Genomic DNA, 24,271 nt, shown 5'->3' with positions numbered 1-24,271 from the left:
TTATATGCAAATATTTCAAAATGCAAAAACTTGTACTTTTCCTGTTGATTCCTTCATTCTATCTTGTTCAAGGTCAAAAAGCCAAGAACGATTTTTTGACAGTTTTTGAAAAAAGCAACGGACTCGAAACTGCTACGTACGAGCAAACAATCAGCTATTATCAAACCTTGGCTGACAATTTTCCGGAAGTTTCCATACAATCCATTGGTGAAACCGATTCGGGCGAACCATTACATATCATCACCTTAAATTCAGACAAGATTTTTGATTTTGAGATGATAAAAAAGGAGAAGCGCATTTTACTCATCAATAATGGTATTCATCCAGGAGAATCTGATGGTATAGACGCTACAATGATGCTTTACCGAGATATTGTTCAAGGCAAAATTGTAACACCAAAAAACGTTGTGTTGGTGACTATTCCTATTTATAATATTGGTGGAAGTTTAAATAGAAACTCAACAACCAGAACCAATCAAAATGGACCTAAAGAATATGGTTTTAGAGGTAATGCCAGAAATTATGACCTCAACAGAGATTTCATAAAATGTGACACTAAAAATGCACAGACCTTCGCAAAGATTTTTCATATGGTTCAGCCAGATGTTTTTATCGACAATCACGTGAGCAATGGTGCCGATTATCAATATGTTTTGACACATTTATTTACGCAACATAATAAACTTGGTGGAGATTTGGGCAATTACCTACACACTGAAATGATGCCAAATCTGGAACAAAAATTGGCTTCAAAACAATGGGACATCACTCCATATGTCAATGTATTTAATCAAGTTCCTGACAATGGTTTTAGTCAGTTTTTTGATACGCCTCGTTACTCAACAGGTTATACAGCGCTTTGGAATGTTTTGGGAATGATGATAGAAACCCATATGCTAAAGCCCTATAAACAGCGTGTTGAAGGCACTTATGAATTGATGAAAAGTATGGTTGAAATAGTTGAAAGAGATTCTGAAAAAATCAGAAAGTTAAGGGAATCGTCATTTAAAAACTTCAAAGGCAAAAAAACATACACAATCGACTGGGAACTGGACACAACCAAAACATCAACCTTGACTTTCAACGGCTTTGAAGGAACTATGATAAGGAGCGAGGTTACGGGACAAAACCGTTTAAAATACGATCGCAACAAACCATTTTCAAAAGATGTCATTTATCAAAATCATTTCAAACCTAAAGTAGAAGTTGTAATTCCCAAGGCTTACGTCATTCCAAAAGAATGGTGGAATGTCATCGAATTATTAAAAATAAATAATGTTGAAATGATACAATTCCAGAAAGACACAACACTAGAAGTTGAAACCTATCGAATTGCATCCTATCAAACGAGAAATCAAGCTTACGAAGGTCATTATCAACATTACAACACTCAAATCACTGCTTCAACAGGTAAATTGACATTTCAACAAGGAGATTACTACATTAAAACAGATCAAAAAGCCATAAGGTATTTACTTGAGACTTTAGAACCACAAGCACCTGATTCGTTTTTCAATTGGAATTTTTTTGATACGATTTTACAGCAAAAAGAAGGTTTCTCTCCTTATGTTTGGGAAGATATGGCTGAACAACTTCTCGTAGAAAATCAATCGTTGAAAAATGAGTTTGAACGGAAGAAAAAGGATGAACCAGGGTTTGCCAATAATTGGTATGCTCAACTAGACTGGTTGCATAAACAGAGTCCAAATTATGAATTGGCACATATGCTCTATCCTATATATAAATTGAATGATTGAAAAGTATAACATTAAAGTAATGTTTAGCCTGAAGTTCAATAAAACAAAATATATTATATATTTAGACCTATTTCTATAAACAAAAAACTCTATGAAAGCTGTTTTATATCTCATATGCCTCTGTAGTTTGATTTTCTCTTGCGATTCCAGTAATTCAACGGACGACACTCCAACCCCTACGGCACCAATGATTGTCACAACACAAGTTAGTTCAATAACCCACAATAGTGCAAATTCTGGTGGAAATACACTAATGGATAATGGAAGTCAAATAACGGCAAAAGGAGTTTGCTGGAGCATAGAGCCAAATATACCAACTATTGATGATGATCATACAACAGATGGCTCTGGGACACCTCCATTTATGAGTGTAATTACTGGCCTAGAGTCTAATACAAGTTATTTTGTAAGAGCATATGCCATTAATGATGTAGGCATCAGCTATGGAGAAAAGTTACTTTTTACTACATCCAATGAACCTGGCACACCATCTTGTAATCCAACACCAAACAGTATCATTTTTGAAGGAGCGGAACAAAATTTTACAACTGTGGCTGGTTCAACAGATATTTTATATGGTGAATACAGTATAATAGGCACAAATACCGAGTCTACCCTTAGAATTGAGTTTAAAGAATCACCGATGACAGGTGTTTATACCAGTGTAGAGGTCGGCTCGCTTATTTTCAACGGAAACTGCGTAATTTTAGGTACATTCGGAGATGCTGGCGGTCAGGATTATGTATCGTTTGCCAATGAAACAGTATATGTGACAAAAAATGGAGAGAATCAATATTCCGTTACCTTCTGCGATGTAGTTTTGCACTCTCAGGATTCAGATTTGACATTCTCATCTGATGCTAATTTGACTTCGCAATAATATTAATAAGTTTACACTAGGATTTTAATGTTTGCATAGGAATTTTCCATGGCTTTCAATGTTTGTTTTGGATTGAGCCATTCAACTTTGGTAATTCCTTCGTTTTCTTGAGGTTCCAATTTGCCTTCATAATTGGATGTCATTTCAAACCAATGAGTAATTTTTATTTTATGCCGTCCATTGCGCTTGAAAATATGATATGTAGTATCCAATGGTCTTACAATTTTTAATCCTTTTACTTTTGTTTCCTCTTCTACCTCTCTAATTGAGGTTTCCTCGATACTTTCCTTTCCTTCTACCTTACCCTTCGGTAAATCCCATTTATCGTTTCGATATATAAAAAGTATCTCTCCTTTTGTATTAAGTACTTTACCTCCACCGGCAACAACATTTGGCAATTTTTTCAAAAATTTCTTTAGAAGTTTAGATTCATTTTTGCCTATGAGTCTAACACCTGCAACCGAAGAGGTATTCAGTTCTTTAATGACTTTTCCGATATGTACCGAATCTAGAAGGTAATTCTTGAAATTAGTCTCAAAACCAATTTCCGAGGTAAGTATGATGGGCTTATCATTGACAAAAATTGTAGTCATCTCGTGGCTAACATTCTTCTTTGATTGGTAAAAATATCAATTTTTGATTTATGACAACGGCTTTGAAAAATAATTTTATGTGAAATTTTAAAAAACAGATTTCTTATTTTTGATTAGTTTTGCAACATGATTTTTGATAAAGCTACCGCTAAACAAACCGCTAAACTTTTATTGCAGATTAATGCGATAAAACTACAACCCAATGATCCTTTTACTTGGGCTTCTGGATGGAAATCGCCAATCTATTGCGACAATCGTATCGTGTTATCCTACCCTCCTATTCGGAACTATATTAGAGAGACTCTCGCCAAACAAATTGAGACTATGTATGGCAAACCAGATGTCATTGCAGGCGTGGCAACAGGTGCAATCGGCATAGGGATTTTAGTAGCCGAGTATCTTGGACTTCCTTTTATCTATGTGCGACCAGAAGCAAAAGGACATGGCCGCCAAAACCAGATAGAAGGATATATAGAAAGTGGACAGAGTGTTGTAGTAGTGGAAGATTTGATAAGCACAGGCAAAAGTAGTTTAAACGCCGTAAGAGCTCTTAAAGACTCGGGTGTAAATGTGAAGGGCATGGTTGCCATATTTTCTTATGGTTTTGATGTTGCAGTCAATAATTTTGACAACAATAAAGTGACCTTAAACACATTAAGCAATTATGAAAGTCTTCTGGAAGAAGCACTGGACACTAATTACATCAATAAAAAAGAACAGGACATTTTAGCAACTTGGAATGCCAATCCTGGTGAATGGAATGCAAATTGATAGTTCTTTTTAAATTTTTAAAATATATTCCTGACATGAAATTAGAATCCCCAAAACAAATTATAGATAAATCACCAAAACAAGTGTATGACTTTCTCAATGACTTAAAAAATTTTGAGAAAATCATGCCCGAAAACATGAGTAAATTTGAATTATTAGGTGAAAATGGGTTTATATTCGCTTTGTCGGGTATGCCAGATGTTGCACTTCAAAAGAAAGAAAGTTCAGTACCTAATAAATTGATTTTGGAGGCAGCAGGCGGAAAACTTGATTTTAACCTTTTTGTCGATATTGTTAAAGAAACTGAAAATTCGAGCCGCGTTCAATTTTTGTTCAATGGCGATTTCAATGCTATGATTGCAATGATGGTTAAAGGACCCATCAGCAAACTGATTGAAACTTGGGCAAAAAATCTTCAGAAAATAATTTAATAAATTAAGGAAATTTCTTTAAGGTCAAATTCTAGTTCCTCATCTTTTTCCGTTTGAAGCTTTAAATTCCCCGAATCGGAAATCCCCAAAATAATGCCTGTAAAAAATTCTCCATGCATATTCATAAAGGTTGAAGGCTTACCTTTTCTAAATAATTGATTTTCATATTCTTGTTTAAGCTTTTTAAGATAACCATTCTCCAATTTCTGAAAATAAATATGTAGCTGTTTTAAGATTTCGTTTAACACTTCATCTAAATCAAGTACTTTTCCAGAAATCAAAAGAAGTGACGAAGCATTTGGCAAACCTTCAAACTCTGTTTGGTTGACATTCAAACCAAGACCTATGACAGATGCCTGTAATTGATTCTGCTTAATGACATTTTCAATCAATATACCGGCAATTTTTTTGTTTTCTGACAAAATGTCGTTAGGCCATTTTATCTTTAATCTTCTTATTTGAAACATCTCTAAAGCCTTAAATACAGCAAGAGAAACAGATATACTAATGTAAAAACTATGTTCTATTTTTAAGAATGAAACATCCTTGAAGACACTAACAGTAAGGTTTTTGCCTTCTTGAGATGCCCAGTTTGTTCCCATCTGACCTCTGCCATCCGTTTGGTGATCTGCCGTGACAATAGTATAATCTTCCAGCATTTCTTCGGTACTCAAACGCCTTAAATACGAATTTGTCGAATCAATGGCATTAAGTTTGATTATACGCATACTGATTATTTTAAGGAAATTATGGTTTTCTTAAGATTAACAAAGCTCAAAAGAACTAAAAAAATAATAACTTTGCACTAAATTGTAAACTAATTTGATGGCGAAAAGCAATAATAACGCAGACCAGTTGATAACAGTAATATTAGGTGGTATTGAAGATGTAAAAGGAAAAGATATTAAAATTCTTGACTTAAGGGAGTTAGAAAACACGGTTTGTGATTATTTCATTATTTGTGAGGGTACTTCAAACACACAGGTTAACGCCATTGTTAATTCCGTACAAAAGAAAGTCAGTAAAGAACTTAAAGACCATCCTTGGCATATAGAAGGTAGTGACAATGCCGAATGGGTTTTGATGGACTATGTAAACGTTGTAGTGCATGTGTTTCAAAAACACACAAGACAGTATTACGACATTGAAAGTCTATGGGGAGATGCAAAAACTACCATTATAGAAACAAGTTACTAAAACGTATATGGCAAACGACAATAAAAATCTAAATAAAAAACCAAAATTAAATCCATATTGGATTTACGGTATCATCATCGCAATATTTTTTGGGATTCAAATTTTTTCTGGCGGATTTGGAGGACAAGATGCTGTGACAACTACACCTTCAAAGTTTTTTGATTATTTGAAAAATGGCGAAGTGTCTAAAGTTGTAATTGTTAACAACCGAGAAGCTAAAGTTTATCTCACCAAAGAAGCCCAGGAGACTGAAACTCATAAAAAGACAAAACCCAATTCCATTTTACCAACATTAACCCCACCTCCAAATTATAAATTTGAGTTTGGTGATTTAGCCCTATTTCAAGAAAAGATCAATCAAACCATTGAAGAAAATGAGTTAAAAAATACATCAGTAACTTTTGAAACCGAACATAATGTTTGGGGTGATTTCCTTTTGACATTATTACCATTTGTATTGATTATAGCTGTTTGGATTTTTATTATGAGACGAATGTCATCTGGAGCTGGTGGTGGTGCTGGTGGTCAGATTTTCAATATCGGAAAATCAAAAGCGAAACTTTTTGATGAAAACACAGATGTCAAAACATCATTCAGAGATGTTGCTGGTTTGGAAGGAGCAAAGGAAGAAGTTCAAGAGATAGTGGACTTCCTCAAAAATCCTGACAAATACACATCTCTTGGCGGAAAAATACCAAAAGGAGCTTTACTTGTAGGACCTCCAGGTACGGGAAAAACACTATTGGCAAAAGCCGTAGCAGGTGAAGCCAAAGTGCCTTTCTTTTCTCTATCTGGTTCGGATTTTGTGGAGATGTTTGTAGGTGTTGGAGCCTCTCGTGTAAGAGATTTATTCAAGCAAGCTAAAGAAAAGTCGCCTGCCATTATATTTATAGATGAAATTGATGCGATAGGTCGAGCCAGAGGTAAGAATAATTTTTCAGGCTCTAATGACGAGCGGGAAAATACACTTAACCAATTATTGACAGAAATGGATGGTTTTGGCACAAATACAAATGTGATTGTGTTGGCGGCTACCAATAGAGCTGACGTCCTAGATAAGGCTTTGATGCGTGCAGGCCGTTTTGATAGACAAATTTTTGTTGATCTGCCAGATATTAGAGAACGTAAAGAAATATTTGAAGTGCATTTAAGACCTATTAAAAAGGCAGATGATTTAGATATCGATTTTCTTGCACGTCAAACTCCTGGATTTTCCGGTGCCGACATTGCCAATGTATGTAACGAGGCTGCTTTGATTGCTGCAAGACAAAACAAAAAGGAGGTTAATAGACAAGATTTCCTGGATGCTGTTGACCGAATTATTGGCGGACTTGAAAAAAAGAACAAAATTGTTACTCCTTCCGAAAAAAGAGCTGTTGCGTTTCACGAGGCAGGTCATGCCACAATAAGTTGGATGTTAGAACATGCTGCACCATTGGTCAAAGTTACAATTGTCCCAAGAGGACGTTCTTTAGGTGCCGCGTGGTATCTACCAGAGGAGCGGTTGATTGTAAGAACCGAACAAATGCTTGACGAAATGTGCGCGGCACTTGGTGGTAGAGCTGCAGAGCAAGTTATCTTCGGAAAAATTTCAACAGGTGCCTTGAGTGACCTGGAAAAAGTTACAAAGCAAGCGAGAGCAATGGTTACTATTTATGGGTTGAGCGATAAAGTGGGAAACCTCACCTATTACGATTCTACAGGTCAAAGTGAAATGGGCTTTACCAAACCATACAGTGAGCAAACTGCTGAATTGATAGACAAGGAGATTTCAAACATCATTGAAGAACAGTATCAAAGAGCAATTAAAATCCTTGAAGACAACAAGGATAAACTGACCGAATTGGCAGAAGTTCTTTTGGAAAAAGAGGTTATTTTCAAGGACAATTTGGAGAAAATATTTGGAAAGCGAGCTTTTGAAAAAGAAGAACTTCTTGAAGATGCTGAAAAAACAGAAGAGAGTGATCTTAAAGGCATCGAATCTTCGGATGTCACTGAAAAAGAAGTTCAGGACGACTTACTAAAGTAATAATTCACAATGAAAATATAAAAAACTTAAATTGACCAAAGATTAGTTTAAGTTTTTTTATATTTGATACAATCATATAATGAATCAGGTTAATAGCAACCCATAGATGAGTCTATTTCGTAAAATCTTCGGTTTAAAAGACAGTGAAGGAGATAACATAAAAAACGAAGAAAGAGGCAAGTATATGCCTGAAATAAAGCTACCTATCGACGAAAAATTTACTATAAATTTTAAGGCAAACGGTGGAAAGTTTTTGTATTGTGAAAACATGCAGGAGATTCAGAATAATCTCCGAGGGATTTTAAAAGAAAACAAATGGGAAGACGAGCAGGTTTATTTAATTGATGACCGTCTTAAGGACTTGTTTAAGAGTTTTGATTTAAAAACAACCAAGAAAATTTCTGAAAGTACTTACTTTTTATCTACTTGTGAATATTTAATTGCAGATGATGGTTCTCTTTTAATTTCCTCCAATCAAATAGCCGAAAAGAAGCTAAAAGATCTTCCTTCAAACTTCATTATTTATGCTACAACAAGCCAATTCGTAGAAAGTATTGGTGAAGGTCTTCGTGGCATCAAGAACAAAAATAAAGACAAAATTCCTACAAATATTACTACCATCAAGCACTTCAAAACAGTTGAAGACAAGGATTTTCTCACTTATGGAAGTAGTTCAAAAAACCTATATTTGCTGCTGTTAGAAGACTTATAAATGAAGGAACTCAGCACAAGAGCGATTTCAGGCGCCTTATACATTTCATTACTCATACTTTGTATTTATTGGCAATATGCATTAGTCGTGTTGTTTTTGGGATTTGGCCTCATATGTATGGCAGAGTTTAAAAAGTTAATCCAACTCGAAAGTAAATCACCATATATTGTTTTTGCCTTAATGTATCTTGGTTTTAGCTTCTGGTGTCTTTCATTTTCAGAAGATTCTGGATTTAATGAAGCTATTCAAATTCTGCAAGTGATCACCATCTTTGTTCAGTTACTCCTAATCAAAGACTTATTTTCAGAAAAAACCATTCCGCTCTTTAATACAAAACGATACATTTTAACCACATTTTATCTGACGAGTTCTTTTATATTTTTGATCTTAATTGCTAACAATAATTATGAATTTACACCTTTGCTTCTGTTGGGTGCCTTCATTTTGGTGTGGGTTAACGATACAGGAGCCTATTTGATTGGAAAGAATTTTGGCAAACAAAAGTTGTTTCCTAGCATTTCACCAAAAAAAACCGTCGAAGGATTTTTGGGAGGCTTGTTTTTCGCATGTTTGACAAGTTATTTTATAGCTAAATTTACCGGAACCTTGAATTTTACGTTTTGGCTTATTTTAAGTATCACAGTGAGCGTTTTTGGTACCATTGGCGATTTGATTGAGTCCAAATTCAAAAGACAAGCCAATGTCAAAGATAGTGGCGTCATTATGCCAGGTCATGGAGGTTTGTTGGATAGGTTGGATAGTATTATTTTTGTAGCACCATTTTTCTATTTATTGTTAAGATTGTTTCCACATGTTTCATAAAGAAGGTCATAAAATTATATTTATAAGTTTAGTCTTATTGGTTGCATCAATTTTTTTAATTGATTATTTCGTAACTTTAGAATGGCTTCGCAAAGGCTTAATGTTGGTTTTGCTAGGTTTTTTTCTCATGATCCTTCAGTTCTTCAGAAACCCTAAACGAATAGGGCAACTCAATGAAAACCATGTATTATCTCCTGTTGACGGAAAAGTTGTAGTTATTGAAGAAGTTTTTGAAAAGGAATTTTTTAATGAAAAGCGCCTACAAATATCAATTTTTATGTCACCTATAAATGTGCATGTGACAAGATACCCTGTGGGTGGAAATGTGGTTTTCAGCAAATATCATCCTGGCAAATTTTTAGTGGCTTGGCATCCTAAAGCCAGTGAAGAAAATGAAAGAACCACAGTGGTAGTGAAGAACTCTGTATTTGGAAATGTTCTGCATAGACAAATAGCAGGAGCTTTGGCAAAACGTATCGTTAACTATGCTAAAGAAACTGAAAACGTTATCCAAGGTGCCGATTCAGGATTTATTAAGTTTGGCTCAAGGGTAGATGTTTTTCTACCATTGGATACAAAAGTAAATGTCTCTCTTAATCAAAAAGTCAAAGGAGGTATAAGCATCCTTGCAGAAAAATAATGGACCAAAATGAATTGGATATAGAATTTGAGGATGCGGTGGAACGCATCAACAATTTTACTGAACCATTTCCAGCAGATTTTCTTTTGAGACTTTACGCATACTACAAAAGAGCCACAAATAATTACGAGCGTCCAAGTAGTAGAAAACCGATCATTAATGCTTTTAAGACAAATGCTTTATTTCAGGTTAGAGATGTAACACCAGATGAGGCCAAACGAATTTATATCGATTTGGTAAATAACTATTTTCTCTATCGTGAATAACAACTTATAGAACTATGAAATCTATCGTTTTATCAATTTTTGCATCATTTCTGTATCTAAATATTTCAGCACAAACCTACAATTCATTCTACGGTACTATTGTGTCAAATACGTCTTATAATAATGTTCTTAATGATTTAACCACTTTTGAAAGTTTTGGCATCAAACAATTAGGGACAACCGCTTTAAGCAATACTCAAAACTGGATTGCAACACGATATCAGAATTTAGGCTACACAGATGTTGTGTTGCAACCCTTTACTTATAATAACAAGACTTCAAATAACATCATTGTAACCAAAACAGGCACTTTGTATCCCAATACTTTTTTGATAATTGATGCTCATTATGACACCATTAATGGTCCTGGCACTAACGATAATGGCACAGGTACAGTACTTCTTTTAGAATTGGCCAGATTATTAAAAGACGTTGAAACAGAGTACTCCATCAAATTTATTCATTTCAGTGGAGAAGAAAATGGTTTAATCGGGAGCAATTACTATGTCAACAATACTGTGATTCCTCAAAACATGGATATTAAACTGGTTTTGAATATTGATGAAGTTGGTGGTGTTGCTGGAATGACAAATAACACTATAGTTTGTGAAAGAGACCAAAGTAGCCCTCAATCCAATAATGCGGCTTCAAACGACGCTACCATCATATTGGCCAATTGCATGGAATTGTATTCAAATCTCAATACAGAAATTTCATATGCTTATGCGTCAGATTATATTCCGTTTGAAAACAATGGAGAGATCATCACGGGTTTGTATGAGAAAAACGTTTCACCTGTTAATCATACTGCCAACGACAATCTTGCGAATATGGATCCGAATTATGCTTTTGAGGTTGTAAAAGGAGCTTTGGGTGCATCGATGGAATTTGCAGTGGCATATGATAGTGCACTCTCTATCTCCGAGCACGCTTTAGATTCAAATATTACATTATTTCCAAATCCCGCAAGTAAAACCCTGAATATTACTTTAAAATTGAATCCAATTTCTCTTGTAGATTTTCGACTCATAGATATTCAAGGGAAAGAAATTTTAAATAAGCTTCTATCAGAACAGAAAGAAGTCATCAAAATCGATTCTTTGAGTAGAGGAACTTATTTGGCTGTCTTCAAGTTAGATAATCAACGTTTGATCAAGAAAGTTATTTTCGATTAATCTCTAATTAAAGGCATCGTTGAACAGCGAAGCAATCCTTCTTGTTTGGAAATTTCAGCGTATGGCACTTCTTCTACGGTAAAGCCATTATTACGTAGCCATGAATTTAGACGAGTAAAATTTCGTTCGGAAATCACTACATCATCATCAATAGAAAAAATGTTACTGTTCATGTGGTACATTTCCTCTCGATTGATGTGGAATAGGTTTTCCCTACCAAATAATTTCAACAAGTAAACATAATCGCTTTCTTCCCTAAAACCACTTTTGTATATAATTCCTTTGTTCTTTCCGACAGGTTGAAAGCAGCAGTCTAAATGTAAAGCGTTATCTCGAGGCTCAATTTTAGATTTTACTAAATCAAATTCTTTGACTATTTTATTCGGAAATAAGTTTTTAATAAATTCCACACCTTCCACGTTGGTGCGTGCAGTGATATATCTGCTATAGTCACTTCCTTTATAGGTACCAACAAAAATGTGGTCATTCCATAACATTACGTCGCCACCTTCTATATGCACTTCTTCAGGCGGCTGAATCACTTTATTAGGATCAATCCTATCAATCACATATTGTAGGGCATCCAATTCTTCATCCCGTTCTGGTAAAATATTGGCTTTAATGAATAAATCATCAATAACAAATGCTATGTCTCTTGCGAAAATTTGATTATAATCTTCTATCAATTCAGGACGAAATACTTGAACGTTATATTTGTCGAATACGGCCGCAACCGCTTCCATCTCCTTGATCATATCTGTTTCAACAGGATACGTTCCAGCCTTAATATGCTCTAGTGATTTTGGGTCGTAAGCTTCCTCTATAGTTGGTGTGGGTCCATTACTTTGTGCAGTTCCCAAGACAACAGCGCGCAATCGCGAGGTCTCATTTTTGATATTGAGTTTTAAATAGTCCATCACTGCAAATATAAAAAAAGCCCCATTCATAAAAAATGGAGCTTTTCTTAAAAATTATATGTTTTAATTATCGTTGGTCTATCGATTTGAAAGGTCTTAAAGTTTCACCAACATAAATTTGTCTTGGACGACCTATCGGTTCTTTCTTCAAGCGCATTTCTCTCCATTGTGCAATCCAACCAGGCAAACGGCCCAATGCAAACATCACTGTAAACATATCTGTGGGAATTCCCATGGCTCTATAAATAATACCAGAATAAAAATCCACATTTGGATACAATTTACGATCTACAAAATAGGAGTCTTTTAAAGCTTCTTTTTCCAAACCTTTGGCAATTTCCAAGATAGGATCTTCCACACCTAAATCACCCAATACTTCATCAGCAGCTTTTTTAATAATCTTTGCTCTTGGATCAAAATTCTTGTAAACTCTGTGACCAAAGCCCATCAAACGGAAAGGATCTTCCTTATCTTTTGCTTTCGCCATGTATTTGGCAGTATCGCCTCCATCAGTATTGATGGCCTCGAGCATTTCTAAAACAGCTTGGTTAGCACCTCCATGAAGTGGTCCCCAAAGTGCAGAAATACCTGTAGACAAAGAAGCAAATAGACCAACATGCGACGAACCAGCGATTCTTACCGTTGAAGTAGAACAGTTTTGTTCATGGTCAGCATGTAAAATCAATAACTTGTCCAATGCATTGACAACAATGGGATTGAGCACATATTCTTCATTAGGTTGTTTGAACATCATCTTTAAAATATTCTCAACATACCCTAAATTCTTATCTCCATAATCTAATGGCAAACCATGTTTCTTACGGAAGGTCCAAGCCACCAAAACAGGAAATTTACCCAAAATCTTTACAATGGCTTTATACATATCTTCTTCTGAATTTACATTAACAGAAGAAGGATTAAAAGCTGTCAAGGCACTTGTCAGAGACGCTATAACTCCCATGGGATGAGCCGATTTTGGAAATGCATCTACAATTTTACGCACATCTTCATCAACAACCGAATGCGATTTGATATCCGCATGAAATTTATTCAATTGCTCTTGAGTGGGCAATTCTCCAAAAATCAAAAGGAATGCCACTTCAAGAAAATCGGCCTTTTCAGCCAACTCTTCGATTGAATATCCTCTATATCTTAAAATTCCTTTTTCACCGTCCAAAAATGTAATAGCACTTTCACAAGAACCTGTGTTTTTGTAACCCGGATCGAGCGTAATAACACTATCGGTAGTGCTTCTTAAATTGCTAATATCTATCGCAACTTCATTCTCTGTACCAACAACTAATGGGAATTCGTATTTTTTACCGCTTATTTCTAACGTAGCTTTATCTGACATATTTATTTGTAAATTTTATTCTGAAATCTGTATCTGAAAAGATGTCACGAATTTACAAAATATATAGCGATATATAAAGGAACTTTAGAAGCATTTTAACAATTATATTATTAATAAAATCAATGTATATGAGAGTAAATATTCACTATTTTATATAAGTTTTTTAAATTTGAATCTCTCATATAATTTCTTCTGATGCGATTTTTATTCAGTCTTATTGCTACAACATTTTTACTAACAAAAGGTCATGGACAAGTAATCAACGTTGAATCACTTCGAAAAGTAACGGATTCCGCAAAATGGATGGGCTCCATAAGTTTAAACATCAGTATCATTAAAAACAAAAACAATATATTCAAAATTGCCAATAAAGCACATATTCAGTACAACAACAAAATTGAATTGTGGTTGTTTGTGAATGATTTGAAATTTGAAAAACTGGCAGGAAGCTCGTTTGTGAACAAAGGTACACAGCACTTAAGGTATAATAGAAGAGTGACGGAAAAAATAAAATTTGAAGCTTTTTTGCAAGCTCAATATGATGCCATTTCAGAGATTGATTTCAGAGGCTTGGCAGGTGTTGGCCCAAGATTCAAACTCTATGCAAATGATGATTATCGTTTTTATTTAGGCACATTGATGATGTATGAGTATGAAAAAGCATCTGATGTCGTCGATGATAGAATTCAAAAAGATTTAAGAGGAAGTGTATATTTTTCTTGCAGTCTCTACCCAACTGAATATTTAACAATCATCAGTACCAGTTATTACCAACCAAAACTGAAAGAGTTTAGCGATTATAGATTGTCTTCTGACACTTCGGTGCTTTTTAAAATTTTAGAGAGATTAGCTTTTAAAACCACTTTCACTTATAATTTTGATGCAGAGCCAGTGGCTACAATACCAAAAACCCAATTCGAATTAACGAATGGGCTTTTGTATGTATTTTAAACTAATGTTATTTTACCTTAAACGCTTTCAGTCCCGGAAAGTATGCAACCTCATCCAATTCTTCTTCAATGCGTAGTAATTGATTGTATTTTGCCATACGGTCACTTCTTGAAGCAGAACCAGTTTTAATCTGTCCTGTATTTAATGCCACTGCCAAATCTGCAATGGTGTTATCTTCAGTTTCACCTGAACGATGAGACATCACCGAAGTATAACCAGCATTGTGCGCCATATTTACAGCAGCAATGGTTTCCGTTAATGTACCGATTTGATTCACTTTTACAAGTATAGAATTGGCAATTCCTTCCTTGATACCTCTAGATAATCTTTCAACATTGGTCACAAACAAATCATCACCAACCAATTGCACTTTCTCGCCAATTTTTTCGGTCAAATATTTCCAGCCTTCCCAATCATTTTCGTCCATACCATCTTCAATGGAAATGATAGGATATTTTGATGTCAAATCCGCCAAATAATCTGCTTGTTCTTTGCTGGTTCTAACTTTTCCTTTGTCTCCTTCAAATTTGGTGTAATCATATTTACCGTTTACGTAAAATTCAGCAGAAGCACAATCTAAAGCAATCATGATATCATCTCCCAAACTATAGCCAGCCTTCTCAACTGCGGTTTTGATAGTATCCAATGCGTCTTCAGTTCCTCCTGCTAGATTAGGAGCAAAACCTCCTTCATCACCCACTGCTGTACTCAAGCCTCTATCATGCAAAACTTTTTTCAAATTGTGAAAAATTTCAGTACCCATTTGCATGGCGTGCGTAAAATTCTTTGCTTTTACAGGCATGATCATAAATTCTTGAAATGCAATAGGAGCATCGCTGTGAGAACCTCCATTGATAATATTCATCATAGGAACTGGCAACGTATTTGCAGAAACACCACCTACATAACGATATAATGGCATACCTAATTCATTGGCAGCAGCTTTTGCAACAGCCAAGGAAACACCCAAAATAGCATTTGCACCAAGTTTGGATTTATTTTTAGTTCCATCTAGATCAATCATCATTTGATCGATTTGATTCTGTTCAAAAACAGACGTCCCCATCAATTCTTGAGCAATTATAGAGTTAACATTATCCACTGCTTTCATCACACCTTTTCCCATGTAATCTTTTCCGCCATCACGGAGTTCAACAGCCTCATGTTCGCCAGTTGAAGCACCAGAAGGCACCGCTGCACGACCCATAACTCCATTTTCAGTAACTACATCTACTTCAATAGTAGGATTACCTCGTGAATCTAAAATTTGTCTTGCATGAATATTGATGATAATGCTCATTCTATAAGGGTTTTAAATTGTTATTAATTTGATAGCTAATTTACGAAATTGTTCACCCATTCATTGCAGATGCATTTCAGAATTACAATTAAAATTGACTATAATGTTTTCGTTATGAAAAAACCTCAAGAAAATTGAAATTTTCTTGAGGTTTCTTTATCAATGATTCTTGATATTCTCGATAAATTGATCAAATAAATACGAGGCATCATGTGGTCCAGGACTAGCTTCTGGATGATATTGAACTGAAAATACATTTTTGCTTATCATTCTCATACCAGCCACAGTGTTATCGTTTAAATGATTATGCGTAATCTCTATACCGGGATGCTTTTCGGTTTCTTCTCTATTAATGGCAAAACCATGATTTTGTGATGTTATTTCTCCTTTTCCGGTAATGAGGTTTTTAACGGGGTGATTGATGCCTCTATGACCATTTTTCATTTTATAGGTAGAAATACCATTCGCCAACCCAATGATTTGATGTCCAAGACAAATTCCGAATAAAGGTAGGTTTCGTTCAATCACTTCTTTAGCCAAAGAAATGGCACCTGTTAAAGGTTCTGGGTCTCCAGGACCATTCGAAATAAAAAAGCCATGAGGTTTAAACTCATTCATCTCCGCAAATGTAGCATCGTAAGGAAATACTTTGATGTACACATTGCGCTTGGCAAAGTTGCGAAGGATATTTTTTTTGATTCCTAAATCTAATGCCGAAATCCGGTAAGTAGCATTTTCGTTTCCGACAAAATAAGGCTCTTTCGTGCTCACTTTAGAAGCCAATTCCAAACCATTCATTTCAGGAACTTCAGCTAATTGACTTTTTAATTTTTCAATATTTTCCACTTCCGTAGAAATAACAGCATTCATAGCTCCATTCTCTCTTATATAACTCACCAAAGCTCTTGTATCTACATCAGATATGGCCAACAAATTATTTTTTTCAAAAAACTCCTTCAAAGAAGCGTCTGCAGCAGGCCTAGAATAATTAAAACTGAAATTTTTACAAATTAAACCAGCAATTTTGATGGAATCGGATTCCACTTCTTCCCTCAAGGTCCCATAATTACCTATGTGAGCATTTGTAGCGACCATTAACTGACCATAATATGATGGATCCGTAAAAATTTCCTGATAACCTGTAGTACCAGTATTGAAACATACTTCCCCAAAGGCAGAGCCTTCTTTTCCTATTGATTTACCGTGAAAAATAGTTCCATCTGCTAGAAGAATGATGGCTTTTTGTCTTTTATTGTATTTCATTTTCAAGAAAGGTTTTGCAAAATTGCATAAAAAAAAGGATAAACTAAAATGTTTATCCTTTTTATATTTATAAATGATGCTTCATTTATTCTTCTTCTCCGCTCTTATCTTCAGATTTAGCTGGAGCTTCTGGAGCTTTTTCAGCTTTAGTCTCAACTTCTGGAGTTGTAACCGCTGTGTCATCAGATTTTTTTGAACGACTTCTACGAGTAGATTTCTTTTTAGGTTGCTTATCAGCATTGTATAGATCGTTGAAATCAACTAGTTCTATCATTGCCATATCAGCATTATCACCCAATCGGTTACCCAATTTGATAATACGAGTATAACCACCTGGACGGTCACCAACTTTCGGTGCCACATCTCTGAACAATTCTGCTACAGCTTGTTTTTGTCTCAAGCGAGAGAAAACAATACGTCTGTTGTGAGTAGTATCCTCTTTTGATTTTGTAATCATAGGCTCCACAAATTGTTTCAAAGCTTTTGCTTTTGCAACGGTTGTGTTGATGCGTTTGTGCTCAATCAATGAACAAGCCATATTAGCCAACATTGATTTTCTGTGAGCAGTTTTACGACCTAAATGGTTAATTTTTTTTCCGTGTCTCATGACGTTTTGTTTTAATCATCATCTTGCATCAACCCACTTTGGGGAGCAAAATATGATGTATTATTAATCTTTATCTAATTTATATTTGCTTAAATCCATTCCGAAGTTCAATCCTTTAACGTTTACAAGCTCTTCAAGCTCTGTCAAAGATTTTTTACCAAAGTTTCTGAATTTCATTAAATCATTTTTGTTAAATGACACCAAATCTCCAAGGGTATCAACTTCCGCAGCTTTCAAGCAGTTCAATGCACGTACAGACAAGTCCATATCAACCAATTTGGTTTTTAATAATTGTCTCATGTGAAGTGATTCTTCATCATAAGTTTCTGTCTGTGCAATTTCATCAGCCTCTAAAGTGATGCGCTCATCAGAAAACAACATAAAGTGGTGAATCAAAATTTTTGCTGCTTCAGTTAAAGCTTCTTTTGGATGTATTGATCCATCAGTGATAATTTCAAAAACCAATTTTTCGTAGTCAGTTTTTTGCTCCACACGGAAGTTTTCAATACTATATTTTACATTCTTTATTGGAGTGTAAATAGAGTCAGTAAAGATAGTTCCCATTGGTGCCGAAGCTTTTTTATTTTCTTCAGCTGGAACGTAACCTCTACCTTTTTCAATAGTAAGCTCCATATTGATGCTTACTTTAGAATCCAAATTACAGATTACCAAGTCTTTATTCAATACTTGGAAACCAGAGATGAATTTTTGGAAATCACCTGCAGTAATTTGATTTTGTCCTGAAATTGACATTGTAACTGTTTCATTATCAATCTCATCTATTTGACGTTTGAAGTTAACTTGCTTCAAATTCAAAATGATTTCAGTAACATCTTCCACAACACCAGCAATCGTTGAGAATTCGTGGTCTACACCTTCGATTCTAACTGATGTGATTGCGAAACCTTCCAAAGAAGATAACAAAACTCTTCTTAAAGCATTTCCTACTGTTAATCCATAACCTGGCTCAAGTGGTCTAAATTCAAACTTCCCTTCAAAAGGAGTTGAATCGATCATAATTACTTTGTCAGGTTTCTGAAAATTTAATATTGCCATATTTTTCTTCGTTTTGATTGTTATTTAGTTGCGCGATTTACCGCTTGAAGAAGTGCGATATCTCCTTTGGCCAAATACCAATATAATTAAATTATTATTTAGAGTATAACTCGACGATAAACTGTTCGTTGATGTTTTCTGGAATCTGAACTCTAGCAGGAACAGAAACATAAGTCCCCTCTTTAGTATCGTTATTCCAAGTCATCCATTCGTACACATTGTTTGAATTTGCCAATGCATTTTGGATGGTTTCAAGAGATTTAGACTTTTCTCTTACAGCTACTTTGTCTCCAGCTTTTAATTGGTAAGATGGAATGTTAACGATTTCACCATTTACAGTAATGTGTCTGTGAGAAACCAATTGACGAGCACCACTTCTTGAAGTTGATAATCCCAATCTGTAAACCACGTTATCTAAACGAGATTCACACAATTGCAACAACACCTCACCGGTAATACCTTGCGCAGCAGTTGCTTTTTTAAACATATTTCTGAATTGACGCTCTAAAATACCATAAGTGTATTTTGCTTTCTGCTTTTCCATCAACTGGATAGCATATTCAGATTGTTTTCCACGACGCTTGTTAGCACCGTGTTGACCTGGAGGATAGTTTCTTTTTTCGAAAGCTTTGTCATCTCCATAGATAGCTTCGCCAAATTTTCGAGCTATTTTAGTTTTAGGACCAGTATATCTTGCCATTTTAAATTTTTGTTTTGGGAGTGGTTATGAATTAAGGTCTTAATCTTATCCTTCGATACCCGTTGATCTCCCGTTAATACTTGTTTATTTTTTCGGTTTGCAAATTTACAATAAAAAAAGTTAATACCAACTATCTTAAATAGCTGATATTAACCTTTTAAAAAATAAATTATACTCTTCTACGTTTTGGAGGACGACATCCATTGTGTGGCAATGGAGTAACATCGATAATTTCTGTTACTTCAATACCTGAATTGTGGATAGAACGAATAGCAGATTCTCTACCATTTCCTGGTCCTTTAACGAATACTTTTACTTTTTTAAGTCCTGCTTCTCTTGCTACAGCAGATGCATCTTCTGCAGCTAATTGAGCAGCATAAGGAGTGTTCTTTTTAGAACCTCTGAAGCCCATTTTACCAGCAGATGACCATGCTACAACATCTCCCTTTTTATTGGTTAAAGAAATGATGATGTTATTGAATGAAGCTGCAATATGTGCCTCACCAACAGAGTCAACAACGACTTTACGTTTTTTAACTTTAGTACTTGCCTTTGCCATAATTTTAGTTTGTTGTTAGTTTTTAGTTGTTAGAATCCTAGACTTTTACATTTCAGGCAGATTCATCTAACATCCAATTACTAATGACTTATGTCTTGTTATTATTTAGTTACTTTTTTCTTGTTAGCAACTGTTTTTCTTCTACCTTTTCTGGTTCTAGAGTTGTTTTTGGTACGTTGACCTCTCAAAGGAAGTCCAGCTCTATGACGAATACCTCTGTAACATCCGATGTCCATCAAACGCTTGATGTTTAATTGGATTTCTGAACGCAATTCACCTTCAATTGTAAAAGAACTTACAGCCTCACGAATATTACTGATTTCGTCGTCTGTCCAGTCTTGAACTTTAGTGTTTTCATCAACTTTAGCTGTTGCTAAAATTTCTTGAGCTCTACTCTTACCTATACCGTAAATATAGGTCAATGCGATAACGCCTCTTTTCTGTTTTGGTATATCTACACCTGCAATTCTTGCCATAATTAACCTTGTCTTTGTTTGAATCTAGGATTCTTTTTGTTAATGACGTAAAGTCTTCCTTTTCGACGTACCAATTTGCAATCGGCACTTCTTTTTTTCACTGATGCTCTTACTTTCATTGTAATTAGTATCTATAAGTTATGCGAGCCTTTGTTAAATCATAAGGACTCATTTCCAATTTTACTTTGTCTCCTGGTAATAATTTGATATAGTGCATACGCATTTTACCAGAGATATGCGCAGTCACGATGTGACCATTTTCGAGTTCAACACGAAACATTGCATTTGACAATGCCTCGATAATTGTTCCGTCTTGTTCTATTGCTGATTGTTTTGCCATAATATTAAGCTACTGCTTTTCTATTTTTACCGGTTTTCATCAATCCATCATAGTGTTTGTTCAACAAGTAAGAATTCACTTGTTGCATAGTGTCTATCGCAACTCCAACCATAATTAATAGAGAAGTTCCTCCAAAGAACAATGCCCAACCTTGTTGTGTACCCATAATCTGAACTACAATTGCAGGGAACACAGCAATCAATGCCAAGAATATAGAACCTGGTAAGGTGATTTGAGACATTATCTTATCCAGATATTCAGACGTTTCGGTTCCTGGCCTGATACCTGGAATAAATCCTCCACTACGTTTTAGATCATCTGCCATTTTATTGGTAGGAACCGTAATAGCTGTATAAAAGTATGTGAATATTATGATTAATAAAGCAAACACAACGTTATACCAAAATCCGAAAATATTTGAGAATTCAGCCTGCATCCATTGCCCTGCATCACTTGTTCCAAATGATTTTCCAATCAAGCTTGGCACGAACATTATTGCTTGAGCGAAGATAATTGGCATTACACCCGAAGCATTCAATTTCAACGGTAAAAACTGACGTGAACCAAATACATTCTTCTCGTATCCACCAGATGCAGTACGGCGTGCGTACTGAACAGCAATTTTACGTACTGCCATAACAAGCATAACTGAACCAAGAATGATTAGCATCCATACTACAAGTTCAATTAAGATCATCATCAAACCACCATTACCACCACCACTAATTCTAGATGCATAATTTTGAACAAAAGCTGCTGGCATACGCGCAATTATACCAACCATAATCAATAATGAGATACCATTACCAATTCCTTTGTCTGTGATTTTTTCACCAAGCCACATTGCAAAAATAGTTCCAGTTACCAATATAATCACTGATGACACATAGAACATAGTTCCTGTACCAAGCAAGAATGCACTTGTTGGAATTCCTAATGCTGGTAAACTAGCCAAATACCCAGGTGCCTGAACCAAGCAGATAGCAATGGTTAACCAACGCGTAATCTGATTGATTTTTTTACGGCCACTCTCTCCATCCTTTTGTAGTTTTTGAAGATATGGAATTGCTATTCCCATCAATTGAACTACGATGGATGCAGAAATGTATGGCATAATACCTAATGCAAATACTGAAGCATTCGCGAAAGCACCACCAGTAAAAGCATTCAGTAAGCCCAAAATACCCTGGTCAGTACTATCCTGCAATCCTCCAAGTTGAGTTGCATCAATACCTGGCAAAACCACTTGGGCTCCGAAACGGTAAACCAAAAGCAAACCAAGCGTAAGCACGATTCTGTCTTTCAGTTCCGTAATTTTCCAAACATTTTTTAAAGTCTCTATAAATTTCATCCTATAAAGTCTTATAAAGTTACAGCTTCTCCTCCTGCAGCCTCAATGGCAGCTTTTGCAGAAGCAGTAAATTTATGAGCAGTTACTTTTAATTTTGATTTCAACTCACCACGGCCCAAAATCTTAACCAAATCATTTTTGGTTGCCAATCGTAAATCCACAAGTGTAGCAAAATCAACTGAATCCTTAATTTGTTTATCATCCACCAATTTTTGCAATGTATCAAGATTAACACCTTGGTACTCCACTCTATTGATGTTTTTGAATCCAAATTTAGGCACACGTCTTTGAAGCGGCATCTGACCACCTTCAAATCCAACTTTTTTAGAGTACCCAGAACGAGATTTTGCTCCTTTGTGACCACGTGTAGCAGTACCACCTTTACCAGAACCTTGTCCTCTACCTACTCTTTTGCCTTGATTTTTTACTGACCCTTCAGCCGGTTTTAAATTACTTAAATCCATTACTTATGCTGTATTATTTTGTCTCTTCAACAGAAACTAAATGTTGAACTTTATTGATCATTCCAAGAATACTTGGAGTGTTATCGTGCACAACTGTTTGGTTCATTTTACGCAAACCTAAAGACTCCAAAGTTCTTTTTTGGGTTGCTGTACGCTTGATATCACTTTTTACTTTTGTTACTTTAATCTTTCCCATTGTCGTATAGATTAACCGTTAAATACTTTTTGAAGTGAAATTCCTCTGTCTTTAGCAACAGTATTGGCATCTCTCAACTGCAACAAAGCATCAAAAGTAGCTTTTACCACGTTGTGAGGATTTGAAGAACCTTGAGATTTCGACAATACGTCGTGCACTCCTACAGCTTCCAAAACTGTTCTTACTGCTCCACCAGCAATAACACCTGTACCAGCCGCTGCAGGAATGATGTTAACTCTTGCTCCACCAAATTTTCCTTTTTGCTCGTGCGGCAAGGTTTTCTTGATGATAGGAATTCTTACCAAATTTTTCTTGGCATCTTCAATAGCTTTAGCGATAGCTGTAGCAACGTCTTTAGATTTTCCAAGACCATGACCAACAACACCTGCTTCGTCTCCAACCACTACAATAGCAGAAAAACCGAATGCTCTACCACCTTTTGTAACTTTAGTAACTCTTTGAACACCAACTAAACGATCTTTAAGATCTAATCCACTTGGTTTTACTAATTCTGCGTTTTTATATTTTTGATACATAATGTCTTAAAATTTAAGTCCGCCTTCTCTAGCGCCTTCTGCTAATGATTTAACTCTACCGTGATACTGATAACCACCTCTATCGAAAGCGATAGTTTCCACACCTGCTTTTAAAGCTTTTTCAGCGATTGATTTACCAACCATCGTTGCAATCTCTGATTTTGTTCCTTTTGCAGAACTGATGTCTTTGTCTCTTGAAGATGCAGCAATAAGAGTTTTACCAGTTACATCATCTATAATTTGAGCATAGATTTCCTTGTTACTTCTGAAGACAGCTAAACGTGGTCTAGATTCTGTACCAGAAACAACTTTACGGATTCTGCTTTTTATTCTTAATCTCTTTTGATTTTTTGTCAATGCCATAACTAATACTATTAAGCTGATTTACCTGCTTTTCTTCTTAATTCTTCACCTACAAACTTGATACCTTTTCCTTTGTAAGGCTCTGGTTTTCTGAAACCGCGAATTTTCGCTGCAACTTGACCAACCAATTGTTTGTCGTGAGATGTTAACTTTACTATTGGATTTTTACCTTTTTCAGTAATCGTTTCAACTTTTACTTCTGGTGCAATATCCATCACAATATTATGTGAAAAACCTAATGCTAAATCCAATTTTTGACCTTGGTTAGTAGCTCTATAACCTACACCAACCAATTCCAATTCTTTGGTCCAACCACTTGAAACACCATCGATCATATTCTTAATCAAAGCTCTGTACAGACCGTGTTTAGCTTTATCTTCTTTATTGTCAGATGGACGAGTAACCAATACATTACCATCTTCAACTGTAATATCAACGTTAGAAAAATCTTGGCTCAATTCACCAAGTTTTCCTTTTACAGTGATTACATTATCTTTAACGTCTATTGTAACTCCTTGAGGGACAGCTACGGGATTTTTTCCTATTCTTGACATATCTTCCTCCT

General features: G+C 35.3%; 31 protein-coding genes. 12 read left to right on the top strand and 19 right to left on the bottom strand.

Annotated features, from left to right (window positions below):
- The first annotated feature begins 20 nt into the window (after positions 1 to 20).
- Positions 21 to 1,757, top strand: coding sequence for a M14 family metallopeptidase (locus M0G43_RS15525; RefSeq protein ID WP_248028044.1), 1,737 nt, complete (start codon positions 21 to 23; stop codon positions 1,755 to 1,757).
- A gap of 91 nt (positions 1,758 to 1,848) precedes the next feature.
- Positions 1,849 to 2,637 (top strand): hypothetical protein, encoded by a 789-nt coding sequence (locus M0G43_RS15520; RefSeq protein WP_248028041.1) that lies wholly within the window; start codon positions 1,849 to 1,851, stop codon positions 2,635 to 2,637.
- A gap of 11 nt (positions 2,638 to 2,648) precedes the next feature.
- On the opposite strand, the gene M0G43_RS15515 is transcribed toward M0G43_RS15520, so the two are convergent.
- Positions 2,649 to 3,230, bottom strand: a complete 582-nt coding sequence (locus M0G43_RS15515; RefSeq protein ID WP_248028040.1) for an NUDIX hydrolase — start codon at positions 3,228 to 3,230, stop codon at positions 2,649 to 2,651.
- A gap of 126 nt (positions 3,231 to 3,356) precedes the next feature.
- On the opposite strand from M0G43_RS15515, the gene pyrE reads away from it, so the two are divergent.
- Both pyrE and M0G43_RS15505 read left to right on the top strand, forming a co-directional pair.
- Positions 3,357 to 4,001 carry an orotate phosphoribosyltransferase gene (gene pyrE, locus M0G43_RS15510; RefSeq protein ID WP_248028037.1) on the top strand — a complete coding sequence of 215 codons (645 nt, stop codon included), beginning with the start codon at positions 3,357 to 3,359 and terminating at the stop codon, positions 3,999 to 4,001.
- 35 nt (positions 4,002 to 4,036) lie between these two features.
- Positions 4,037 to 4,432, top strand: coding sequence for an SRPBCC family protein (locus M0G43_RS15505; protein ID WP_248028035.1), 396 nt, complete (start codon positions 4,037 to 4,039; stop codon positions 4,430 to 4,432).
- On the opposite strand, the gene M0G43_RS15500 is transcribed toward M0G43_RS15505, so the two are convergent.
- Positions 4,429 to 5,160 (bottom strand): biotin--[acetyl-CoA-carboxylase] ligase, encoded by a 732-nt coding sequence (locus M0G43_RS15500; RefSeq protein ID WP_248028033.1) that lies wholly within the window; start codon positions 5,158 to 5,160, stop codon positions 4,429 to 4,431. The two genes, M0G43_RS15505 and M0G43_RS15500, sit on opposite strands and share 4 nt — an antisense overlap.
- Before the next feature lie 97 nt (positions 5,161 to 5,257).
- Between M0G43_RS15500 and rsfS the strand changes: the two genes are divergently transcribed.
- From rsfS to M0G43_RS15465, 7 genes are all read left to right on the top strand, one after another.
- Positions 5,258 to 5,629 (top strand): ribosome silencing factor, encoded by a 372-nt coding sequence (gene rsfS, locus M0G43_RS15495; protein ID WP_248028031.1) that lies wholly within the window; start codon positions 5,258 to 5,260, stop codon positions 5,627 to 5,629.
- A gap of 7 nt (positions 5,630 to 5,636) precedes the next feature.
- Complete coding sequence (ftsH, locus tag M0G43_RS15490; protein ID WP_248028029.1) at positions 5,637 to 7,658, top strand: ATP-dependent zinc metalloprotease FtsH; 2,022 nt, start codon at positions 5,637 to 5,639, stop codon at positions 7,656 to 7,658.
- A 106-nt stretch (positions 7,659 to 7,764) separates the two neighbouring features.
- Entirely contained in the window at positions 7,765 to 8,370 is a 606-nt protein-coding gene (locus M0G43_RS15485) for an LUD domain-containing protein (RefSeq protein ID WP_248028027.1), read from the top strand.
- Positions 8,371 to 9,192: a phosphatidate cytidylyltransferase gene (locus M0G43_RS15480; RefSeq protein ID WP_248028025.1), complete on the top strand. Its 822-nt coding sequence runs from the start codon at positions 8,371 to 8,373 to the stop codon at positions 9,190 to 9,192.
- Complete coding sequence (locus M0G43_RS15475) at positions 9,182 to 9,832, top strand: phosphatidylserine decarboxylase family protein (protein WP_248028023.1); 651 nt, start codon at positions 9,182 to 9,184, stop codon at positions 9,830 to 9,832. The genes M0G43_RS15480 and M0G43_RS15475 overlap by 11 nt, the downstream gene beginning before the upstream one ends.
- Positions 9,832 to 10,098: an acyl-CoA-binding protein gene (locus M0G43_RS15470; RefSeq protein WP_248028021.1), complete on the top strand. Its 267-nt coding sequence runs from the start codon at positions 9,832 to 9,834 to the stop codon at positions 10,096 to 10,098. Before M0G43_RS15475 ends, M0G43_RS15470 begins: the two co-directional genes overlap by 1 nt.
- A 14-nt stretch (positions 10,099 to 10,112) precedes the next feature.
- A complete protein-coding gene (locus M0G43_RS15465) occupies positions 10,113 to 11,273 on the top strand; it encodes a M28 family peptidase (protein ID WP_248028019.1) in 1,161 nt (386 codons plus the stop codon).
- Here the strand turns inward: M0G43_RS15465 and M0G43_RS15460 are convergent.
- Both M0G43_RS15460 and M0G43_RS15455 read right to left on the bottom strand, forming a co-directional pair.
- On the bottom strand, positions 11,270 to 12,190 hold the full coding sequence (locus M0G43_RS15460) for a dimethylarginine dimethylaminohydrolase family protein (RefSeq protein ID WP_248028017.1): 921 nt from the start codon (positions 12,188 to 12,190) through the stop codon (positions 11,270 to 11,272). The genes M0G43_RS15465 and M0G43_RS15460 overlap by 4 nt on opposite strands.
- Before the next feature lie 67 nt (positions 12,191 to 12,257).
- Positions 12,258 to 13,544, bottom strand: coding sequence for a citrate synthase (locus M0G43_RS15455; protein ID WP_248028015.1), 1,287 nt, complete (start codon positions 13,542 to 13,544; stop codon positions 12,258 to 12,260).
- 195 nt (positions 13,545 to 13,739) lie between these two features.
- On the opposite strand from M0G43_RS15455, the gene M0G43_RS15450 reads away from it, so the two are divergent.
- Positions 13,740 to 14,495: a DUF481 domain-containing protein gene (locus M0G43_RS15450; protein ID WP_248028012.1), complete on the top strand. Its 756-nt coding sequence runs from the start codon at positions 13,740 to 13,742 to the stop codon at positions 14,493 to 14,495.
- A gap of 7 nt (positions 14,496 to 14,502) precedes the next feature.
- On the opposite strand, the gene eno is transcribed toward M0G43_RS15450, so the two are convergent.
- The 15 genes from eno to rplF form a co-directional block, all read right to left on the bottom strand.
- Positions 14,503 to 15,795: a phosphopyruvate hydratase gene (gene eno, locus M0G43_RS15445; protein ID WP_248028010.1), complete on the bottom strand. Its 1,293-nt coding sequence runs from the start codon at positions 15,793 to 15,795 to the stop codon at positions 14,503 to 14,505.
- A 159-nt stretch (positions 15,796 to 15,954) separates the two neighbouring features.
- Complete coding sequence (gene carA / locus M0G43_RS15440) at positions 15,955 to 17,058, bottom strand: glutamine-hydrolyzing carbamoyl-phosphate synthase small subunit (RefSeq protein ID WP_248028008.1); 1,104 nt, start codon at positions 17,056 to 17,058, stop codon at positions 15,955 to 15,957.
- A gap of 85 nt (positions 17,059 to 17,143) precedes the next feature.
- Positions 17,144 to 17,665 (bottom strand): 50S ribosomal protein L17, encoded by a 522-nt coding sequence (gene rplQ, locus M0G43_RS15435; RefSeq protein WP_248028005.1) that lies wholly within the window; start codon positions 17,663 to 17,665, stop codon positions 17,144 to 17,146.
- Between the two features lie 63 nt (positions 17,666 to 17,728).
- Entirely contained in the window at positions 17,729 to 18,721 is a 993-nt protein-coding gene (locus M0G43_RS15430; protein ID WP_248028003.1) for a DNA-directed RNA polymerase subunit alpha, read from the bottom strand.
- A gap of 94 nt (positions 18,722 to 18,815) precedes the next feature.
- Positions 18,816 to 19,421, bottom strand: coding sequence for a 30S ribosomal protein S4 (gene rpsD / locus M0G43_RS15425; RefSeq protein WP_248028001.1), 606 nt, complete (start codon positions 19,419 to 19,421; stop codon positions 18,816 to 18,818).
- Between the two features lie 169 nt (positions 19,422 to 19,590).
- Positions 19,591 to 19,980, bottom strand: coding sequence for a 30S ribosomal protein S11 (gene rpsK / locus M0G43_RS15420; protein ID WP_248027998.1), 390 nt, complete (start codon positions 19,978 to 19,980; stop codon positions 19,591 to 19,593).
- A gap of 101 nt (positions 19,981 to 20,081) precedes the next feature.
- The gene (gene rpsM, locus M0G43_RS15415; RefSeq protein ID WP_248027996.1) at positions 20,082 to 20,456 is read right to left on the bottom strand and encodes a 30S ribosomal protein S13; all 375 of its coding nucleotides are present in this window, start codon (positions 20,454 to 20,456) and stop codon (positions 20,082 to 20,084) included.
- A 2-nt stretch (positions 20,457 to 20,458) separates the two neighbouring features.
- Positions 20,459 to 20,575, bottom strand: a complete 117-nt coding sequence (gene ykgO, locus M0G43_RS15410) for a type B 50S ribosomal protein L36 (protein WP_008269159.1) — start codon at positions 20,573 to 20,575, stop codon at positions 20,459 to 20,461.
- A gap of 5 nt (positions 20,576 to 20,580) precedes the next feature.
- Complete coding sequence (infA, locus tag M0G43_RS15405) at positions 20,581 to 20,796, bottom strand: translation initiation factor IF-1 (RefSeq protein ID WP_008636002.1); 216 nt, start codon at positions 20,794 to 20,796, stop codon at positions 20,581 to 20,583.
- Positions 20,797 to 20,800: 4 nt separating this feature from the next.
- Entirely contained in the window at positions 20,801 to 22,147 is a 1,347-nt protein-coding gene (gene secY, locus M0G43_RS15400; protein WP_248027994.1) for a preprotein translocase subunit SecY, read from the bottom strand.
- An 11-nt stretch (positions 22,148 to 22,158) separates the two neighbouring features.
- Positions 22,159 to 22,611, bottom strand: coding sequence for a 50S ribosomal protein L15 (gene rplO / locus M0G43_RS15395; RefSeq protein ID WP_248027993.1), 453 nt, complete (start codon positions 22,609 to 22,611; stop codon positions 22,159 to 22,161).
- Between the two features lie 13 nt (positions 22,612 to 22,624).
- Positions 22,625 to 22,807: a 50S ribosomal protein L30 gene (gene rpmD / locus M0G43_RS15390; protein ID WP_248027991.1), complete on the bottom strand. Its 183-nt coding sequence runs from the start codon at positions 22,805 to 22,807 to the stop codon at positions 22,625 to 22,627.
- A gap of 11 nt (positions 22,808 to 22,818) precedes the next feature.
- Positions 22,819 to 23,343, bottom strand: coding sequence for a 30S ribosomal protein S5 (rpsE, locus tag M0G43_RS15385; RefSeq protein WP_248027989.1), 525 nt, complete (start codon positions 23,341 to 23,343; stop codon positions 22,819 to 22,821).
- Positions 23,344 to 23,349: 6 nt separating this feature from the next.
- Positions 23,350 to 23,706 carry a 50S ribosomal protein L18 gene (gene rplR / locus M0G43_RS15380; RefSeq protein ID WP_248027986.1) on the bottom strand — a complete coding sequence of 119 codons (357 nt, stop codon included), beginning with the start codon at positions 23,704 to 23,706 and terminating at the stop codon, positions 23,350 to 23,352.
- Between the two features lie 11 nt (positions 23,707 to 23,717).
- Positions 23,718 to 24,260 (bottom strand): 50S ribosomal protein L6, encoded by a 543-nt coding sequence (gene rplF, locus M0G43_RS15375; protein ID WP_248027984.1) that lies wholly within the window; start codon positions 24,258 to 24,260, stop codon positions 23,718 to 23,720.
- Positions 24,261 to 24,271 lie beyond the last annotated feature (11 nt).

Origin of the sequence: Subsaxibacter sp. CAU 1640, from assembly GCF_023156585.1 — a bacterium.
GTDB lineage: Bacteria > Bacteroidota > Bacteroidia > Flavobacteriales > Flavobacteriaceae > JBPOFM01.
The sequence above is the reverse complement of the archived record's forward strand: the minus strand, read 5'-3'. Positions and strand labels throughout refer to the sequence as shown.

Coding starts and splice junctions, on each gene's coding strand:
- M0G43_RS15525 (WP_248028044.1), top strand. CDS start 21: ATGCAAAAACTTGTACTTTTCCTGTTGATTCCTTCATTCTATCTTGTT.
- M0G43_RS15520 (WP_248028041.1), top strand. CDS start 1,849: ATGAAAGCTGTTTTATATCTCATATGCCTCTGTAGTTTGATTTTCTCT.
- M0G43_RS15515 (WP_248028040.1), bottom strand. CDS start 3,230: ATGACTACAATTTTTGTCAATGATAAGCCCATCATACTTACCTCGGAA.
- pyrE (WP_248028037.1), top strand. CDS start 3,357: ATGATTTTTGATAAAGCTACCGCTAAACAAACCGCTAAACTTTTATTG.
- M0G43_RS15505 (WP_248028035.1), top strand. CDS start 4,037: ATGAAATTAGAATCCCCAAAACAAATTATAGATAAATCACCAAAACAA.
- M0G43_RS15500 (WP_248028033.1), bottom strand. CDS start 5,160: ATGCGTATAATCAAACTTAATGCCATTGATTCGACAAATTCGTATTTA.
- rsfS (WP_248028031.1), top strand. CDS start 5,258: ATGGCGAAAAGCAATAATAACGCAGACCAGTTGATAACAGTAATATTA.
- ftsH (WP_248028029.1), top strand. CDS start 5,637: ATGGCAAACGACAATAAAAATCTAAATAAAAAACCAAAATTAAATCCA.
- M0G43_RS15485 (WP_248028027.1), top strand. CDS start 7,765: ATGAGTCTATTTCGTAAAATCTTCGGTTTAAAAGACAGTGAAGGAGAT.
- M0G43_RS15480 (WP_248028025.1), top strand. CDS start 8,371: ATGAAGGAACTCAGCACAAGAGCGATTTCAGGCGCCTTATACATTTCA.
- M0G43_RS15475 (WP_248028023.1), top strand. CDS start 9,182: ATGTTTCATAAAGAAGGTCATAAAATTATATTTATAAGTTTAGTCTTA.
- M0G43_RS15470 (WP_248028021.1), top strand. CDS start 9,832: ATGGACCAAAATGAATTGGATATAGAATTTGAGGATGCGGTGGAACGC.
- M0G43_RS15465 (WP_248028019.1), top strand. CDS start 10,113: ATGAAATCTATCGTTTTATCAATTTTTGCATCATTTCTGTATCTAAAT.
- M0G43_RS15460 (WP_248028017.1), bottom strand. CDS start 12,190: ATGGACTATTTAAAACTCAATATCAAAAATGAGACCTCGCGATTGCGC.
- M0G43_RS15455 (WP_248028015.1), bottom strand. CDS start 13,544: ATGTCAGATAAAGCTACGTTAGAAATAAGCGGTAAAAAATACGAATTC.
- M0G43_RS15450 (WP_248028012.1), top strand. CDS start 13,740: ATGCGATTTTTATTCAGTCTTATTGCTACAACATTTTTACTAACAAAA.
- eno (WP_248028010.1), bottom strand. CDS start 15,795: ATGAGCATTATCATCAATATTCATGCAAGACAAATTTTAGATTCACGA.
- carA (WP_248028008.1), bottom strand. CDS start 17,058: ATGAAATACAATAAAAGACAAAAAGCCATCATTCTTCTAGCAGATGGA.
- rplQ (WP_248028005.1), bottom strand. CDS start 17,665: ATGAGACACGGAAAAAAAATTAACCATTTAGGTCGTAAAACTGCTCAC.
- M0G43_RS15430 (WP_248028003.1), bottom strand. CDS start 18,721: ATGGCAATATTAAATTTTCAGAAACCTGACAAAGTAATTATGATCGAT.
- rpsD (WP_248028001.1), bottom strand. CDS start 19,421: ATGGCAAGATATACTGGTCCTAAAACTAAAATAGCTCGAAAATTTGGC.
- rpsK (WP_248027998.1), bottom strand. CDS start 19,980: ATGGCAAAGGCAAGTACTAAAGTTAAAAAACGTAAAGTCGTTGTTGAC.
- rpsM (WP_248027996.1), bottom strand. CDS start 20,456: ATGGCAAGAATTGCAGGTGTAGATATACCAAAACAGAAAAGAGGCGTT.
- ykgO (WP_008269159.1), bottom strand. CDS start 20,575: ATGAAAGTAAGAGCATCAGTGAAAAAAAGAAGTGCCGATTGCAAATTG.
- infA (WP_008636002.1), bottom strand. CDS start 20,796: ATGGCAAAACAATCAGCAATAGAACAAGACGGAACAATTATCGAGGCA.
- secY (WP_248027994.1), bottom strand. CDS start 22,147: ATGAAATTTATAGAGACTTTAAAAAATGTTTGGAAAATTACGGAACTG.
- rplO (WP_248027993.1), bottom strand. CDS start 22,611: ATGGATTTAAGTAATTTAAAACCGGCTGAAGGGTCAGTAAAAAATCAA.
- rpmD (WP_248027991.1), bottom strand. CDS start 22,807: ATGGGAAAGATTAAAGTAACAAAAGTAAAAAGTGATATCAAGCGTACA.
- rpsE (WP_248027989.1), bottom strand. CDS start 23,343: ATGTATCAAAAATATAAAAACGCAGAATTAGTAAAACCAAGTGGATTA.
- rplR (WP_248027986.1), bottom strand. CDS start 23,706: ATGGCATTGACAAAAAATCAAAAGAGATTAAGAATAAAAAGCAGAATC.
- rplF (WP_248027984.1), bottom strand. CDS start 24,260: ATGTCAAGAATAGGAAAAAATCCCGTAGCTGTCCCTCAAGGAGTTACA.